This window comes from Capnocytophaga cynodegmi DSM 19736, assembly GCF_000379185.1.
GTDB lineage: Bacteria > Bacteroidota > Bacteroidia > Flavobacteriales > Flavobacteriaceae > Capnocytophaga > Capnocytophaga cynodegmi.
Window position 1 is genome coordinate 95,610 of the sequence record NZ_KB900734.1, and the last position, 18,124, is coordinate 113,733.

General features: G+C 34.7%; 14 protein-coding genes. 11 read left to right on the plus strand and 3 right to left on the minus strand.

The features are described 5' to 3' along the window. The 4 genes from lysS to YW9_RS0109090 all read left to right on the plus strand — a co-directional run bounded on the left by lysS (position 1) and on the right by YW9_RS0109090 (position 5,796). Complete coding sequence (gene lysS, locus YW9_RS0109070; protein ID WP_018279853.1) at positions 1-1,698, plus strand: lysine--tRNA ligase; 1,698 nt, start codon at positions 1-3, stop codon at positions 1,696-1,698. Positions 1,699-1,742: 44 nt separating this feature from the next. Continuing rightward, entirely contained in the window at positions 1,743-3,959 is a 2,217-nt protein-coding gene (locus tag YW9_RS0109075; RefSeq protein ID WP_018279854.1) for an AAA family ATPase, read from the plus strand. 278 nt (positions 3,960-4,237) lie between these two features. Then, a complete protein-coding gene (locus YW9_RS0109085) occupies positions 4,238-4,891 on the plus strand; it encodes a hypothetical protein (RefSeq protein ID WP_018279856.1) in 654 nt (217 codons plus the stop codon). A gap of 80 nt (positions 4,892-4,971) precedes the next feature. Next, positions 4,972-5,796, plus strand: a complete 825-nt coding sequence (locus YW9_RS0109090; RefSeq protein ID WP_018279857.1) for a thymidylate synthase — start codon at positions 4,972-4,974, stop codon at positions 5,794-5,796. A 109-nt stretch (positions 5,797-5,905) separates the two neighbouring features. Here YW9_RS0109090 and purD read toward each other — a convergent pair whose 3' ends face one another. Then, entirely contained in the window at positions 5,906-7,177 is a 1,272-nt protein-coding gene (gene purD / locus YW9_RS0109095) for a phosphoribosylamine--glycine ligase (RefSeq protein WP_018279858.1), read from the minus strand. A 63-nt stretch (positions 7,178-7,240) separates the two neighbouring features. Then, the gene (gene nadE, locus YW9_RS0109100) at positions 7,241-8,023 is read right to left on the minus strand and encodes an NAD(+) synthase (protein ID WP_018279859.1); all 783 of its coding nucleotides are present in this window, start codon (positions 8,021-8,023) and stop codon (positions 7,241-7,243) included. Positions 8,024-8,204: 181 nt separating this feature from the next. Here nadE and YW9_RS0109105 point away from each other — a divergent pair, with 181 nt between their 5' ends. From YW9_RS0109105 to YW9_RS0109130, 6 genes are all read left to right on the plus strand, one after another. After that, the gene (locus tag YW9_RS0109105; protein WP_018279860.1) at positions 8,205-9,131 is read left to right on the plus strand and encodes an alpha/beta hydrolase; all 927 of its coding nucleotides are present in this window, start codon (positions 8,205-8,207) and stop codon (positions 9,129-9,131) included. A gap of 138 nt (positions 9,132-9,269) precedes the next feature. After that, positions 9,270-9,926 (plus strand): CBS domain-containing protein, encoded by a 657-nt coding sequence (locus YW9_RS0109110; protein ID WP_026193935.1) that lies wholly within the window; start codon positions 9,270-9,272, stop codon positions 9,924-9,926. 26 nt (positions 9,927-9,952) lie between these two features. After that, entirely contained in the window at positions 9,953-10,843 is an 891-nt protein-coding gene (locus YW9_RS0109115; protein ID WP_018279862.1) for an NAD kinase, read from the plus strand. 22 nt (positions 10,844-10,865) lie between these two features. Continuing rightward, positions 10,866-11,180, plus strand: coding sequence for a DUF6787 family protein (locus YW9_RS0109120; RefSeq protein WP_018279863.1), 315 nt, complete (start codon positions 10,866-10,868; stop codon positions 11,178-11,180). A gap of 3 nt (positions 11,181-11,183) precedes the next feature. Further along, a complete protein-coding gene (locus YW9_RS0109125; RefSeq protein WP_018279864.1) occupies positions 11,184-13,337 on the plus strand; it encodes a S9 family peptidase in 2,154 nt (717 codons plus the stop codon). 140 nt (positions 13,338-13,477) lie between these two features. Beyond that, positions 13,478-14,302, plus strand: coding sequence for a geranylgeranylglycerol-phosphate geranylgeranyltransferase (locus tag YW9_RS0109130; protein WP_018279865.1), 825 nt, complete (start codon positions 13,478-13,480; stop codon positions 14,300-14,302). Here YW9_RS0109130 and YW9_RS0109135 read toward each other — a convergent pair whose 3' ends face one another. Continuing rightward, complete coding sequence (locus YW9_RS0109135; protein ID WP_018279866.1) at positions 14,303-14,890, minus strand: riboflavin synthase; 588 nt, start codon at positions 14,888-14,890, stop codon at positions 14,303-14,305. A gap of 267 nt (positions 14,891-15,157) precedes the next feature. Here YW9_RS0109135 and YW9_RS0109140 point away from each other — a divergent pair, with 267 nt between their 5' ends. After that, positions 15,158-18,124, plus strand: coding sequence for a SusC/RagA family TonB-linked outer membrane protein (locus YW9_RS0109140; protein ID WP_018279867.1), 2,967 nt, complete (start codon positions 15,158-15,160; stop codon positions 18,122-18,124).

Below are 18,124 nucleotides of genomic sequence, written 5' to 3' on the forward strand. Positions count from 1 at the left end.
ATGCAACTATCAGAACAAGAGATAATTCGTAGAGAAAAACTTGATAAATTAAAAGAATTGGGTATCAATCCATATCCGGCGGAATTGTATCCTGTTGATACAACTTCTGCCGATGTAAAATCGAATTTTCAAGAGGGAAAGAAGGTAACTTTGGCAGGGCGACTAATGTCTGTCCGTATTCAAGGGAAAGCCTCTTTTGCTTCATTACAAGACAGCCAAGGACGCGTACAGCTCTATATCAATCGTGATGAAATTTGTCCTGACGAAGATAAAACTCTTTACAATGAAGTGTTCAAAAAATTGCTCGATTTGGGCGATTTCATTGGTGTGGAGGGAGAACTTTTCCTTACACAAGTGGGCGAAAAATCAGTTCGGGTAAAAAACTTCAAACTACTAAGCAAAGTACTCCGTCCGTTGCCGCTTCCTAAAACCGATGCCGATGGAAATACCTTTGACGCCTTTACCGACCCCGAGCTTCGCTATCGTATGCGTTACGTGGACTTGGTGGTAAATCCACAGGTGAAGGAAGTTTTCATCAAGCGTACCAAACTTTTCAATGCGATGCGTCAGTTTTTCAATGAACGTGGTTATATGGAAGTGGAAACACCTGTTTTACAATCCATTCCAGGGGGAGCGGCGGCTCGTCCGTTCATCACACATCATAATTCTTTGGACATTCCTTTGTATATGCGAATTGCCAACGAATTGTATCTGAAAAGACTTATCGTGGGCGGATTTGACGGCGTGTACGAGTTCTCGAAAAACTTCCGAAACGAAGGAATGGACAGAACTCATAACCCTGAATTTACCGCAATGGAAATTTATGTGGCTTACAAGGACTACCATTGGATGATGGAATTTACCGAACAATTGTTGGAGCATTGTGCTGTTGCTGTAAATGGCTCAACCAAAGCCACTTTCGGAAAGCACGAGATTGATTTTAAAGCTCCGTATCCGCGAGTTACGATGACCGAAGCCATTCAAAAATTCACAGGATTTGACATCACAGGAAAAACTGAAAAAGAATTGTTCGATTTTGCTAAATCTATCGGGATTGAGGTTGATGACACAATGGGCAAAGGCAAACTAATAGACGAGATTTTCGGTGAGAAATGCGAAGGAAATTTCATTCAACCTACATTTATCACGGATTATCCGAAAGAAATGTCGCCACTAACCAAAGAACATCGCAACGACCCCAATCTGACCGAGCGTTTCGAGCTGATGGTCTGCGGAAAAGAAATCGCCAATGCGTATTCCGAGTTGAATGACCCCATCGACCAACGCGAACGTTTCGAGGCACAAATGGCACTATCGGAGCGAGGCGATGACGAGGCGATGTTCATCGACCAAGACTTTTTACGAGCGTTGGAATTTGGTATGCCACCAACATCAGGCTTGGGAATCGGAATGGACAGACTCATAATGTTCCTGACCAACAACGAAAGTATACAAGAAGTACTTTTCTTCCCACAAATGAAACCTGAGACGAAAGCCACGCAGTCGGTAGAGTTAAACGAAGATGAAAAAATGGTGTTTGAAATCCTCCAAAAAGCGGAAACACTTCCGTTGGAAGAGTTAAAAGCCCAATCAGGATTGTCTAACAAAAAATGGGATAAAACCATCAAAGGACTGACCAGCAAAAAGGTAGCTTCCGTTGAGAAACAAGGCGATAGTTTATTGGTAAAATTAGTATAACATAAGGGCGAAAGATTTTTCGCCTTTTTTTAATTAACATAGATATGATAACATCTATAGATATAAAAAATGTCGCAACCTATGATAGTACTGGTATTCAAATCAATGATTTGAAGAAGGTTAATTTTATCTATGGAGCCAATGGAACTGGAAAAACGACTTTATCAAATTTCCTTTCTAATCCAAATAGTGAGGATGAAAAATTTAAAGATTGTTTAGTAGAATGGAGAAATAATGCTCCTTTAACAACTTTGGTTTACAATAAGAAGTTTAAAGAACTTAATTTTGGTCAAGGCGGAAAAATAAAAGGAATTTTTACACTTGGACAAGCAACAAAAGAGCAAATTGAAGAAATCAATAATAAAAAAGAACAATTAGATGAAATTAAAAAAAATATTGATGGGATTGAAATAAGGCGAAAAACAGAACAAGATAAATTACAAGAAATAAAAGATAATTTTAAAGAAAGTTGTTGGATAGACATTTACAAAGATTATGAAGACGATTTTAAAGAGGCTTTTTTAGGGGCATTGAGTAAAGAACGATTTAAAGACAGATTACTGAATGAGTTCCAAAATAACTCTACTTCTCTTTTAACTTATGAACAATTAAAAGACAAGGCCCAAACCATCTTTGGAGAGTCTCCACAAACTATGTCTGTGGTTAATACTATTTCTTACGAGGAAGTTTTACAAATACAGAATAACTCTATATGGAAAACTAAAATAATAGGAAAATCCGATGTGGATATTGCATCTTTAATACAAAGATTGGGTATAAATGATTGGGTAAATGAAGGAAGAAAATACTTACAAGAAGATAGTGAAACTTGCCCATTTTGTCAGCAACAGACCATTACAGATGGTTTTAAAGATAAATTAAATCAGTTTTTTGATGAAACTTATACAAAAAACATCACAGAGTTAAAAAAGTTACAACAGCAATACAGCTTATTGATGGATAATATTATCAATGAGTTAAACTCTATAGAAAGCTATCAAAAAACTTTTCCAAACACCAAATTAGATGTGGATAAATTTTCAGTTTATTTAAAAACATTGACAAGCCAAAACAATGAAAATAAGATAAAAATAGAGAATAAAGTAAAAGAACCCAGCAGAGAAATTGAGTTGGTTTCCTTACAAGAGCAGTTGAATTTACTATCTGAACTTATCAATTTAGCGAATGTAGAAATACAAGAACACAATGCTATTGTTGCTAATTTTCAAACAGAAAAAAATAATTTAATAAAAGCCGTTTGGAAATTTCTTACAGAAGAATTTAAAGATAAAATAGAAAGTTTTAACAGAGAAAAAAATAATTCAGAAAGAGCCATACAAGGGATAAACAATCAACTACAAAGTAAAAAAGATCAATGGCAAAATCTTGATACTGAAATAAAAATGCTCAGTAAAAATATTACCAGTATTCAGCCGACCGTAGATGAAATAAATAGGCTTTTAAATTCGTTTGGTTTTCACAATTTTAAAATTGTATCTTCGTCAGAAAATGGATTTTATGAAATTCAAAGAGAAGATGGAACCAGTGCGGAAGAAACATTAAGCGAAGGAGAAATCACATTTATTACTTTTCTATATTACTATCAAAAAATAAAAGGAGGTGATACGGCGGAAGAGGTCAATGAAGACCGAATTTTGGTTATTGATGACCCCATTTCAAGTTTAGATAGTAATATATTATTCATTGTAAGCACTTTGATTAAGGATTTAATAAAAGAAATGAAAAGAGACGATTATGTTGGAAGTATAAAGCAGATTCTAATACTCACGCATAATGTTTATTTTCATAAAGAGGTCTCTTTTATGGATAAAGGTGCTGATTCTGATAAATTGAATTTCTGGATTTTGCGCAAAAATGGCAATGTTACCAATATTCAAGCCTATGGGAAACAAAATCCTATCCAGTCCTCCTATGCAATGCTGTGGAATGAATTGAAAAATGAAAATTTATCATCAACTTTAACCATACAAAACATAATGCGTAGGATTTTAGAGAATTATTTTAAGGTATTGGGTAACTACAAAAATGAAGAAGATATAATACAGCTTTTTCCCAATATACAAGAACAACAAATTTGCAGGTCTTTATATCATTGGATAAATGATGGCTCTCATTGTTTTTCTGATGCTTTGGAAATAGATGACCAAAATGTTACAATTGATGTGTATAAAAAAGTATTCAAAGCTATTTTTGAATATACAGAGCAGGAAGGACATTACAAAATGATGATGGGAAATTAATTTATTATAAAAATTTTTCTTACCTTTACAATCAAATAATTCACATTGATAATCCAATATTATTTTTTTTCAAAATAACCTTAGTAGGAAAGAAAATAACCTCTATAGAAGTCAATATTAACCACGTAGGAAACAAAATAATTCCCGTAGAAGACAAAATTATCCTCGTAGGAAGCAAAATTAACTCTGTAGGAAAGAAAATGAACCTCGTAGGAAACAAAATAAAGTACATAGAAAAGAAAATGAACTAATTTATCAATATAAAACATTAAATAATTATGACAAATCGTTATGTAACCCTTGAAAACTTCCGTAATTACGGAATTATTTTCAAAAATATCAACGAAAATGATATTTTGAAAACTGAATTAGCTGAATATGGCTATGATGATACCGAAATTGCCAAAGGAAAAGCCCTTTATGATGAGGCTTCACAAAAGTTAGATATCAATAAAACCGAATCTGCTGAAGAAAAAATGGCTTATGAGGTCTTTGACAAACTATTTGAAGAACTCAAAAAGACCTATGCTACCGACCGTAAGAAGGTAAAAATCATTTTCAAAGACGATGAACGTACCCTAAGTGCTTTAGCAGTGAAGGGAGCTGCAAGTATACGCATCACAGCGTTGCTCAACGATATGGACACGCTGTACAAACAACTCAAAATGAAGGAAACACTCCTAACACCTCTCAAAAGGCTGAAAATAGACGAAGCTCACATCGACACACAACTTGCTAAATTTGCTCAGGTAGAAAAAGCATACGCCAATTATATCAAAGAAAAAGGCGAAAGCCAACAAGCTACCAAAGACAAGGATAAAGCCTTCTCTGAACTTGAAAAATGGGTGCGAGAGTTTTACGCCATTGCTAAAATCGCTTTGGAAGACAAACCACAACTTTTGGAAAGTGTTGGAAAACTCGTCAGAGGATAATCATTCTAACTTTGTCAAAGCCCAAAAATTTTAACAAAGGATTAAACTATCAAAAGAAGAATCACACTAAATAACAGAAAATGCAACAATATCACGATTTATTACGACACATTTTAGAACACGGACACAAAAAAGAAGATCGCACTGGAACAGGAACTATTAGCGTATTCGGCTACCAAATGCGGTTCGATTTAAGCAAGGGATTTCCCGTTGTTACCACCAAAAAACTACATTTAAAATCTATCATTCACGAACTTCTTTGGTTTTTAAAAGGAGATACCAACATTAAGTATCTCTCTGACAATGGCGTTCGCATCTGGAATGAGTGGGCTGATGAAAATGGTGATTTAGGTCCTGTGTATGGGCATCAGTGGCGTAATTGGAACAACGAAGATATTGACCAAATCAAGCAAGTAATCGAAACCATCAAGAAAAACCCTGATAGTCGTCGTATTATTGTGGCGGCTTGGAATCCTTCTGTATTGCCCGACACTTCAAAATCCTTTTGTGAGAATGTTGCCAACGGAAAGGCCGCTTTACCTCCGTGCCACGCCTTCTTTCAGTTCTATGTGGCAGACGGAAAACTTTCCTGTCAGCTTTATCAACGTAGTGCTGACGTGTTTTTAGGGGTACCTTTCAACATAGCCTCGTATGCCTTATTAACAATAATGGTGGCTCAAGTTTGTAAGCTAGAAGTTGGCGAGTTTGTACACACTTTTGGAGATGTTCACATTTATAACAATCATCTTGAACAAGTAAAATTACAACTGAGTCGTGAGCCACGTCCTTTACCTACAATGAAGCTCAATCCAGAAGTAACCGACTTGTTTTCTTTTAAGTATGAGGACTTTACACTGGAAGGTTACGACCCTTATCCTGCCATAAAAGGAGAAGTTTCTGTCTAAAAGCAAATTACAGAAAAATAATAAAAAATGTATTGAGAAAGATTGTTGTCATTTCCCAATACATTTTTTAGTAATTACTATCTTTTATTCTGTTTTCTAAAAATTTTTATTACAGGTCGAAGCCAATATCTTTTCGGAAGTACATCTTATCAAAGTGAATTTTTTCAATATTTTCGTATGATTTCTGCAATGCTTCCTTAAAGTCTTTCCCGAACGAAGTAACGGCAAGTACTCTCCCTCCTGAAGTTTGTAATTCGCCCTCTTCTATAGTGGTTCCTGCGTGGAAAACAATACTTCCTGTCACATTTTCTATTCCCGAAATTCGTTTTCCTTTTTCGTAATCTTCTGGATAACCTCCTGAAACCATCATTACCGTAGTTGCACTTTGCGGAGTGATAGCAAGAGAGACCGTATTTAAGGTTTGTGTTTGTAAAGTTTTAAAGATTGGCACTAAATCACTTTCAATACGAGGCAGAACTACTTCTGTTTCAGGGTCACCCATACGAACATTATATTCAATCACGTAAGGTTTGTCCTCAACTTTAATAAGCCCAATAAAGATAAATCCTTTGTATTCAATGTTATCCTTCTGAAGCCCTAAAATAGTCGGTTTTACAATACGAGTTTCTACTTTTTCCATAAAACTGGCGTCAGCAAAAGGAACAGGAGATACAGCACCCATTCCGCCTGTATTTAACCCTTGGTCGTTCTCTCCAATACGTTTATAATCCTTGGCAGTAGGCAATAATTTGTAGTTTTTGCCATCGGTAAGCACAAAACAACTTAATTCTATTCCGTCTAGGAACTCCTCAATAACAACCTTTTGACTAGCGTTACCAAACTTTTCATTGAGCAACATATTTTTCAGCTCGGTTTGGGCTTCATTTAAATCGTTAATAATCAATACTCCTTTACCAGCTGCCAACCCGTCTGCTTTCAAAACATAAGGAGGTTGCATCGTTTCCAAAAACTTACATCCTTGTACTATAGTTTCTTTGGTAAAACTCTCATATTTAGCCGTTGGAATACTGTGACGTTGCATAAATTGCTTAGCAAATTCCTTACTTCCTTCCAATTTGGCTCCTTCTCGTGATGGCCCCACTACCTGAACGTGTTGTAGTTGTGCATCCGTTTTGAAGAAATCATAAATTCCCTGTACTAAAGGGTCTTCTGGACCTACCACAACCATTTCAATTTGTTTGTCCAGCACTAATTGCTTTACTTGCTCAAAATTAGTAGGATTTATATTTATGTTGGTAGCTATTTGGTGTGTTCCGCCATTTCCAGGTGCAATATATAAGTTCTTGCATTGATTACTCTGGCTAATTTTTAGAGCAAAAGCGTGTTCACGTCCGCCAGAACCCAAAATTAATATATTCATAGTATTTTTATTAAACAGATTAATGGTTGAAAAATATAAAAATTTGAAATAATTAAAGAAAAACTAATCTTTATCTTCTATTTTACAAATAGGAATAGGATTCATTTTATGTTGATTGTTCTTATTCAATCGTTTGTAAATCTGAAAGACTTCTTTCTCACGTCCTGAAAAATCATCAGTAGTTTTGCCTTTCTCATCTTGTAACATTGCCCATTCCAGCTCATCATACGAGGCTTTGAGTTGGTCTTCGTCGCTTCTGTCATCGCCAAAAAGCCCATCGGAAGGTTTTGCCTGAAGAATTGATTTCGGAATATTCAAATATTTTCCTAAAAGATAAACTTCACTTTTCATTAAATCAGCAATCGGGCTAACATCTACGCCTCCATCGCCATATTTGGTAAAAAAGCCAACGCCAAAATCTTCTATCTTATTCCCTGTCCCTACAACGATATATCCTTCTAACCCAGCAAAGTAGTAAAGTGTAGTCATTCTTAGTCTTGCTCGGGTATTTGCCAAAGCCATTTCGTAAGACGATTTGTCCGTCGGTGGAATTTGGGTTACGAATTGGTCAAAAACGGGAGTCAAATCTACTTCAAGGCTGGAAACATTGGTGTAGTTTTTCTTCAAAAAATCGATGTGTTGCTTGGCTCTTGATACGTGACTTTCAGCCTGATGTATAGGAAGTTCAAGACAAAGTGTAGGCAGACCTGTTTCAGCACAAAGCGTGGAAACCACTGCGGAATCCACCCCGCCTGAAATCCCGATAACCAGCCCTTTAACACTCGCATTTTCAGCATAATCTTTCAGCCACTTAACAATGTGTTTTGCTACTTTTTCTACGTTCATTGGTTTATTATTAAAAATTTCCCTTTTGGGAAAGGTCAAAAGTACAAAATCTTTTTGGTATCACAAGTTTGTAAGGAACTTCAACTCAACAAATTTTTATTTTTATGACTAATTTTTCTGTTTATTAGCTCTATTTTAAAAATAAAGTTTATTTTTGTTAGCAAATCATATATTTTAACTTATGAAAAAGGCTTTCTTACTACTCATTTTATTTTCAACACAAATTTTTGCACAAAAAACTTCTTTTGTTGTGGAAAATATTGAGATAAATTCACTTCTGAATGGAAGTTTGTACACTCCAGAAATTCCCAAACAGACAGATTTAGTTATTTTGATTGCTGGTTCAGGACCTACCGACCGCGATGGAAATCAACCTATCTTGAAAAACAATTCACTTAAGTTTTTAGCTCAGGAATTAGCTGAAAATCAGATTTCTGTATTCAGTTACGACAAACGTATTTTTGGATTGATGAAGCAAAATAATCTTAAAGAGGAAGAACTTTCTTTTAATGACTTTATTGAAGACGCCATTTTAGTAGCTGAATTTTTCGTAAAACAACAAAAGTACAAATCAATAACCATTGCTGGGCATTCCGAAGGTTCTCTTATCGGAATGATTGCTTCACAAAAAGCAAATGTTGACAAATTTATTTCCATTGCAGGAGCTGGTAACACAATTGATAAAGTTATTGAATATCAGATAGAAAAAAATTCTTCTTTTCTACTCAAACAAAGTCAAGAAATTCTTTCCGAACTGAAAAAAGGAAACATTGTAGAAGTACAAAACCCTATGTTACAAGGTGTTTTCAGAAAAAGTGCTCAGCCGTATATGATTTCTTGGCTAAAGTATGACCCAAAAACTGAAATTCAAAAACTAAAAATACCTATACTTATCACAAATGGAACTTCCGATTTGCAAATTCCTGTTTCTGAAGCAGAAATTTTAAAAGAGGCTTCACCTAATGCTAAATTCTGCATTATTGAACAAATGAATCACGTACTAAAAACAATAACTGATGATATTCAAAATATGCAATCTTACGGGAATCCTAATTTGCCTATTAATGCAACGTTAGTAAAAGAAATTACAACTTTTGTGAAACAATAAATAAAAAGTAGTGGGGCTTTTTCCTCAAATTGAATTCATTTATAAAATGTATTATCTTTGTCGCAAAGAGTTAGAATAAAAAATAAAATTTAGCATTAAGTAATCAAAAAAGATACTATAAATCAATACCATACAAATATGTCAATTCATAATTCCTTAAAAACCAATCTCCCTGTTATAACACCAGAAACTTCTGTTTATGAAGCTGTGGAATTACTGAAGCTACATCATTTGTCGCATTTACCGATATTTAATTTCGAAAATATGATTGGTTTGCTACCTCGTGAGGTTATCCTTTCTGCCCCTCACAATGAAAAAATCATTGATTATCTGTATGATATGGATATATTTTTCGCTAAGAAAGATGCTCGTTGGGAGGAAGTGATGGAAATTTTTGTAAAATATGATAGTAATATCGTTCCTGTCTTGAACGAGGAAAATCAATATTTAGGTTATTATCAGTTAGTTGACTTTATTCATTTGTTTTCAGAGACTCCTTTTTTAAGAGAGGTCGGTAGCTTTATTGTTCTGGAAAAAAATCAGGAGGAATATTCTTTCAGTGAAATTTCACAAATAGTAGAATCGAATCACGCCAAAATTTTAGGAATGTTCATTTCAGAAATTGCTAACGGAAAAGTTCACATAACGTTGAAAATCATTAGTAGTTCACTAACTGAAATTCTACAAACATTTCGTCGTTATCAGTATGCGATATTGGTTGAAAAAGAAGATGATTTTTATTTGCAGGAATTGAAAGAAAAATCGAATTATTTTGATAAATATTTAAACATATAGCAAAAATTACTTCCCATAATATCAAAATGAAAATAGCAATTTACGCACAACAATATTCCGAAAACTATAAAAAAGTATTTAAAGATTTGTTCGCTCATATTGAGCCTTCCGATGTTGTTTATATAGAACAAAAACTTTTTGATAGTTTACAACAAGAAGCAATACTTAATGATAGATATAAGTCTTTTAGCTGTTTTTCAGACCTTGACGCCTCTTTTGATGTAATGCTCACCATTGGAGGTGACGGAACTATTTTACGAGCAATTACTTTTGTTCGCAACTTGAATATTCCTATTTTGGGAATTAATGTTGGGCGACTTGGATTTTTAGCAACAGCCCAGAAAGATGAAATCCAAAACGTGTTTTCTGCTTTACGCACAAAAAATTATAAAATAGCAGAACGTTCTGTTATTGAAGCTGTTGTAAGTAGCGATGGGAAGCCTGTGAGTGAAATTAACTTTGCTTTGAATGAAATTACCGTAACCCGAAAGAACACAGCCTCAATGATTACCATTAACACAGAACTCAACGGAGAATTCCTAACCTCGTATTGGGCGGACGGACTGATTATTTCAACTCCTACAGGTTCAACAGGTTACTCACTAAGTTGTGGAGGACCTGTGATTATCCCAAATGCAAAAAATTTTGTAATTACTCCCATTGCTCCACACAACCTAAACGCCCGTCCGTTAGTTATTCCTGACGATACAGAAATTAAGCTAACTATCTCAGGAAGAGAGAAAAAATATCTGATTTCGTTCGACTCTCGGATTGAAACACTATTCAACAAAGTTTCTGTAACAATTCGCAAAGCTGATTTTTCGATAAAAATGATTCGATTGGAAGGAGAGAGTTTCATCAACACACTCAGAAACAAGCTCTTATGGGGAGAAGATAGCCGAAATAAAAATAATTAATCACAATCTATTATAACAAAGTATGCTCGAAAAACTAAAAAAACGTTGGAATCTTACTTCAAACACACAAGTTTGGCTCATTCTAATCACTTTTACAATTACAGGTTCGCTCTCTGCTAAAATATCACGACCTTTTTGTGATTACATTGGATTGAATTTTAATGATTTAAACCCTGTTTTGGCTTGGATTTTACGATTAATCATCATACTACCCATATACCAAATCACTCTGTTAATCGTAGGGACACTTTTAGGACAATTCCGATTTTTTTGGGAATTCGAAAAGAAAATGCTTGGAATCAGAAAACAAAAAATGTCAAATCAAAAACACCAATAACCGATGAAAAAATACCTTTCAATTTTATTTGTCCTAACTTCTTTCATTATTTTAGGACAAGGGAAAAAAATTTCCATACAAGATGCCGTTTATGGTTACATAACCGATAGCGATTCTCCTCAGGGATACTCTCTCCTTTATCCAGAAAATTACAATTCATTACAATGGATTGAAGGAACAAGTAACTACATCTACAACAGTGGTTCATCTTTCGAAATTGTTTCAGCAATGGGGCAAAAAACGAAATCTATCTCTGGTGAAGATATGGTAGCTGCATACTCAAAATTAAGGCAATTGCCATCAATTACGCACATTGACCAAAGCGAACTAATTTTTGAATTAGATAATGCCTTTCAGATTTATGATTATCTAAATAACAAACATTTAACTTCAATTAATTTCGCTTCTGGAGCGGAAAACAAAGATTTCAACAAACACAAAAAAGCCATTGCTTATACCATTGAAAATAATCTTTTTGTAGCTACTTCAGGTAATGAAAAAATAGAAGTTACAAACAATTCTGATAAAAATATTGTATCGGGACAGGCAATCCATCGTAGCGAATTTGGCATCAAGAAAGGAACTTTTTGGTCACCTAAAGGTAACTTTTTGGCATTCTACCAGAAAAACGAAACTAATGTTACTGACTATCCGTTAGTAGACATCAATACAACTCCCGCAAGTTCAAAATTAATAAAATATCCAATGGTAGGTCAAAAAAGTGAACAAGCTTCTATAGGTGTTTTTGATATTAAAACACACAAAACCATTTATTTAGATATTGACACTACCGATGAACATTATCTTACAAATCTTTCGTGGTCGCCCGACGAAAAATATATTTTGATAGCAGAAATTAATCGAGACCAAAATCATTATTGGCTCAACAGATATGATGCTTCTACAGGAAAAAAGATAAATACACTTTTTGAAGAAAAAAACAACAAATGGGTTGAACCTGAGTATCCTGCAACCTTTTTACCTAACAAAAATGATGAATTTTTATGGATGAGTGAACGCAACGGATTTATGAATATTTATCATTATAATGTCAACGGAAAGTTAATCAAACAAATAACTGATTTTAAATGGGTTGTACAAGATATTTTAGGATTCGACCCGAAAGCAAAGTTTGTATTTATCTCAGGAACAGGTAAAGATCCACGCGAAAAACATACGTACAAAATAGAATTAAAAAATCCGAAAAAAATTACAGTTTTAACGAAAGTTGCGGGAACACATAAAACGCAATTAAGCTCTGATACTAAATTTCTATTGGACTCATACAGTAGTATTTCAATTCCACAAAATATTGATATAATCAACACAGAATCAGGAATAAGTCAAAATATTTTAACAGCAAAAAATCCACTTGAAAATATTGCCATAGGCACTACTGAGCTTTTGGAAATTAAAGCCACTGACGGAACCACATTGTATGGCAAAATTCATAAACCTCAAAATTTTAATCCTACAAAAAAATATCCTGTTTTGGTATATGTTTACGGAGGTCCTCACGCTCAACTGGTTACCAATTCTTGGCTCGCTGATTCTTATCTTTGGATGCCTGTCTTTGCTGAGAATGAAGATTATATCGTTTTTACAATTGATAATCGAGGAAGTGCTAATCGTGGTTTCACTTTCGAAGGTGCCATTCATCGTAAGTTAGGCGATATGGAAATAAAAGACCAAATTGATGGTGTAGAGTATTTAAAATCCCTTCCTTACATTGATAGTTCACGAATTGCTGTTCACGGGTGGAGTTTTGGTGGATTTATGGCTTCGAGTTTGATGTTGCGTCACCCAAAAGTTTTCACCACTTCGGTTGCGGGAGGTGCAGTAACCGATTGGAAATATTATGAAATAATGTATGGAGAACGTTATATGGACACTCCTACGCAAAATCCTGAGGGTTACGAGAATAGCCGTGTGGGTAAATACTTAGATAACTTGGAAGGAAAGCTACTTTTTATCCACGGAAGTGTTGATGATGTGGTAGTTCCGCAGCACGTATTCTCACTTATGCAGGAATCCATCACAAAGAAAAAATTAGTAGATTTGTCCATCTATCCAATGCACGGACACGGTGTACGAGGCATTGACCACGTAAATTTGGTGCAACGTATTTTGGATTACATAAAAACAAACAACAAATAAAAGTTACAATGAGAGAAAAACGGAGTTACCTCTGTTTTTCTCTCTTCATTTATAGAAAAATCGTGATTCGAAAGAAAACAAAACGCACTTTACTCAAAATCTTTGGGCTATTCTCGTCTGTTCGGGGGTACAATATCTTGATGATTTGTATTGCTCAATATTTAGCATCGATTTTTGTCCTCTCCAAAGATATATCTATCCGTAGGGTATTGCTCGATGATAATCTTTTTATGCTGGTTGGGGCCGGAGCTTTGGCGATAGCTGGTGGATATATCATCAACGGATTTTACGATAAAGAAAAAGACCTCATTAACAAACCTTTAAAATCAATGATTGACCGTTTGGTGGGACAAAACACCAAATTAACTCTCTATTTTTTGCTCAATTTTTTATCTGTAATTGTAGCAAGTTATGTTTCTTTCCGAACGGTAATCTTTTTTTCGGGCTATATTTTTAGTATGTGGCTTTACTCACACCGAATAAAAAAAATTCCCTTTTGGGGGAATTTTACCTCAGCAATTTTAGCAATTGTTCCTTTTTTTGCGGTATTTATTCACTATAGGAATTTTGATAATGTAATCTTCATTCACGCACTTTTATTATTTCTTCTAATACTTACCAAAGAATTTATCAAGGATTTAGAAAACTTAAAAGGCGATTTGGCACATAATTATCATACAATTCCAGTAAAATATGGGGAAAAACGAGCTAAAATAACCATTACTCTCACTTCTTTATGCTGTTTTATTCCTATTTATGTACTAATTGTACATTTTAATGTTGGATATATGTCATATTACTTGATTTTTTCCCAAATTATGTTGCTTTTATCTCTCGTTATTTTATGGAGTAGTAGCTTTCGTAATCACTATATTTTGATTCACAATATTTTGAAGTTTGTGCTTATTGCTGGGATATTCAGTGTGGTTCTAATTGATTTAAGTTGGATTTCAAAAATAAAATAATTACCTGACAGACATCAATTTAGACACATACTTTCCTATTACATCAAATTCCAAATTCACGATGCTCCCTACTTTAATATTTTTAAAATTGGTATGCTCCATTGTATAAGGAATAATTACCACACTAAACTGATTTTCAAACGAATCTACCACCGTTAAGCTAACACCATTTATAGTAATTGAGCCTTTTTCAATGGTTACATTTCTGCTTTTAGCATCGTATGAAAACGTAAAACGTGTGCTTCCATTCTCATCTTCAACATTAGTACAAACACCTGTTTGGTCAACGTGACCTTGTACAATGTGTCCGTCTAAACGTGTATTGAGAAGCATTCCTCGCTCCAAATTCACGATTTCATTTACTTGCAAATTTCCAAGATTAGTTTTTGCAAGTGTTTCAGCAATGGCAGTCACTTTGTATATATTATCTTGAATATCAACAACAGTTAAGCAAACTCCGTTATGTGAAACGCTCTGATCTACTTTCAATTCCGAAGTAAATTTGCTTTTCACATACAAATGCAAGTTTGATTTTTCTGTTTCAACCCTTATAATTTTGCCTAAATCTTCAATAATTCCTGTAAACATATCTCTGTAAAATTAGTTTGAAAAAATACATCATAAGGTACAAAGGTAATAATAAGTTCTCAATATTTTTTGAAAAGAAAAAACTAAATTAATTTTCACATTTATTTGATTTTTTTCATAAAATTTCTATAAATTTGTAATCTAATTTTTTCACTAAAGTGAAATAATCATACCATTACTTATCAAGTAGAAAATAACATATCACAACTAAAACACAGATACTCTTCACGTAAAACCAGCTTGTAATTAATTCAAAAAAGTAGAGATATGAATGGGAAACTATTAGCATTACTTGTACTGACATTCAGTGTATTGTCTTTGTCAGCACAAATAAAAGTAACAGGAACTGTTACTGATGAGAATCAAAATCCTCTGCCAGGAGCTGGTATTTTGGTAAGAGGAAGTACACACGGAGTGAGTTCTGACTTTGATGGGAATTACGAAATAGAAGCCAAACAGGGCGACATACTTGAATTTAGTTTCATTGGATTCCAGACACAAACCCAGAAAGTAACATCTTCAGGCAAAACACAAACTATTAATGTCAAGCTTCAAGAAGACACACAACAACTTGATGATGTTATAGTCATCGGATACGGAACTCAGAAAAAGGAAAGTTTAACAGGAGCTTTGCAAACCATTAAGAAAGAAAAATTAGCTGACATTACCACTCCTTCTGTGGAAAATATGCTTAATGGAAAAGTCTCAGGGGTATTTGTTGCTCCTGGTTCAGGACGCCCTGGAGAAACTGGAGCTATCATTATTCGTGGTAAATCAACTCTGAACGGAAGTACTGCTCCTCTTTGGGTAATTGATGGTGTTATAGTAGGATCAGATGCAGGGTCTTTGAATCCTTCAGATATTGAATCAATGACCATTTTAAAGGACGCAGCTTCTACCGCTATCTATGGTTCACAAGGGGCTAACGGAGTTATTCTGATAACTACCAAAAAAGCCAAAGAAGGAAAATTACAATCACAAGTATCGGTACGACAAGGGGTTAGTATGCTTTCTAATGGTAATTTAGAGATGATGGACGGAGCTGAGTTATACGATTACTTCAATTCATTTTCAAATAAATCCAGTATCAGATTTACCCAATGGAATCCTGAATTACGCAATAGTAATTTCGATTGGTGGAAACAAGCTACAACAATGGGAATTGTGAAAGATTATAGTATTTCGGTAAGTGGAGGCTCAGAAGCACTTCGTTCTTATTTTTCAATTGGCTATTATGATGAAGAAGGAGCTGTAAAAGGATATGACTACAAAAAATACGATTTCCGATTAAAAGCAGATTATAAACCTTTCAAGTGGCTTACTATCAAACCAAATATTTCTGGCACAGTTCGAACTACTGATGATAGGCAACATTCGGTAGGGGCAATGTATTCAAATTTACCTTGGGACAGCCCTTATGACAAAGATGGAAATATCGTTCCACACCGTTCTTCACTTTGGGTGAATAGAAATTCAACTAACTATTTATATGATTTACAATGGAATTGGGGAGCAAGTAAGTTGTTCCAAGCAATGGGTGGATTGGATTTTGATGTTAAGATTAATGATTGGCTTACTTTTTCTTCGGTGAACAACTACAAATATATAAGTAGTTTTTCCAATAGTTATGAAGACCCTCGTTCATCAGGAGGAGAAAGTGTTAAAGGAAGAATATCTGAAGGACAAAATAATATTATACGCCGTTATACAAATCAGATATTGAAGTTTGATAAATCGTTTGACAAACATTCTATCAATGCACTTGTGGCCTATGAATATAACGACTATTGGGGAAAATCACTTTCTGCAGTAGGTACAGGTATCGTTCCCGATTTTTCAATACTAGATGTTACTACCAAACCAGAGAAGACAAAGGGAGGAATTTTGGAATGGGCTGTTCAATCAGTCCTTTCAAGAATTGTATATAGTTATGATAATCGATATGTTTTGGAGGGTTCTCTACGTCGTGATGGGGCTTCTAACTTTGGTACAAATGCCAAATATGGAACTTTCTACTCTGTCAGTGGAAGTTGGAATGTACATCGCGAAAATTGGTTCACTCCCAAATGGATAAATACACTTAAGCTTCGCGCATCGTACGGAACTGTAGGTAGCCGTCCTAATATTTTGTACCCTCAATATGACTTGTATTCGATATCAACATACGACACGGCACCGGGAGTTTTAATTTCACAGGTAGGAAATAAGGATTTAACTTGGGAAAGTACCGCTACTACGGGTGTTGGGCTTGATGTAACTCTTTTCGACAGAGTATCTCTCACATTTGATTATTACAACAAGGACATAAATAATATTCTGTATCCTGTTCCAGTTTCGGGACTTACAGGTGTAACTTCAATTTGGAGAAATGTAGGAAGCCTTGGCAATAAGGGAGTGGAAGCAACTTTAACTGCTTCAATCATCAAAAATGATAACTTACACTGGTCTGTTGATGCTAACTTTGGCAAAAATATCAATGAAGTAAAAAAATTATATGGAGATAGAAAAGAAATTATCATATCCGATGGGTTAGGCATCGCAGGTAGTACCAACAAGTTACTAAAACCTGGACTTGATGCTGATACTTTCTATATGGTAGAATGGGCGGGTGTTAATAAAGAAACAGGAGCTCCACAATGGTACAAAACAGTGAAAGATGCAGATGGTAATGAAACCCGTGAAAAAACCTCCAATTACGCTGAAGCAAATCAAGTTGCTGTGGGCAACGCTACACCTGATTTCTTCGGAGGTTTTGGAACTTCATTAACTTATAAAAACTTTAATCTGAGTGCTAATTTTGGTTTCTCATACGGAGGAAAAATCTATAACTACTCCCGAACAGAGTACGATTCTGACGGAACTTATACAGATAGAAATCAAATGAAACTTAAAAAAGGTTGGTCAAGATGGGAAAAACCAGGTGATGATGCTACACACCCTAAGGCTGTGTATGAGAATAAAAGTAACGCTAACAAAGTGTCTTCTCGCTTCTTGGAAGATGGAAGCTACTTAAAACTTCGCTCACTATCAATAGGTTATAATCTTGATTTATCTGCACATAAGCTTCCTAAGTTGTATTTTTCTCTTACAGGAGAAAACCTATTCTTTATTTCGGATTACTCAGGTGTTGACCCCGAAATACCTACCAGAGAAGGAACGGCTATCAATTCTGCTGGGCCATCAATTTATCCAGCAACGCGCAAATTTATTTTTGGAATAACCGCTAATTTTTAA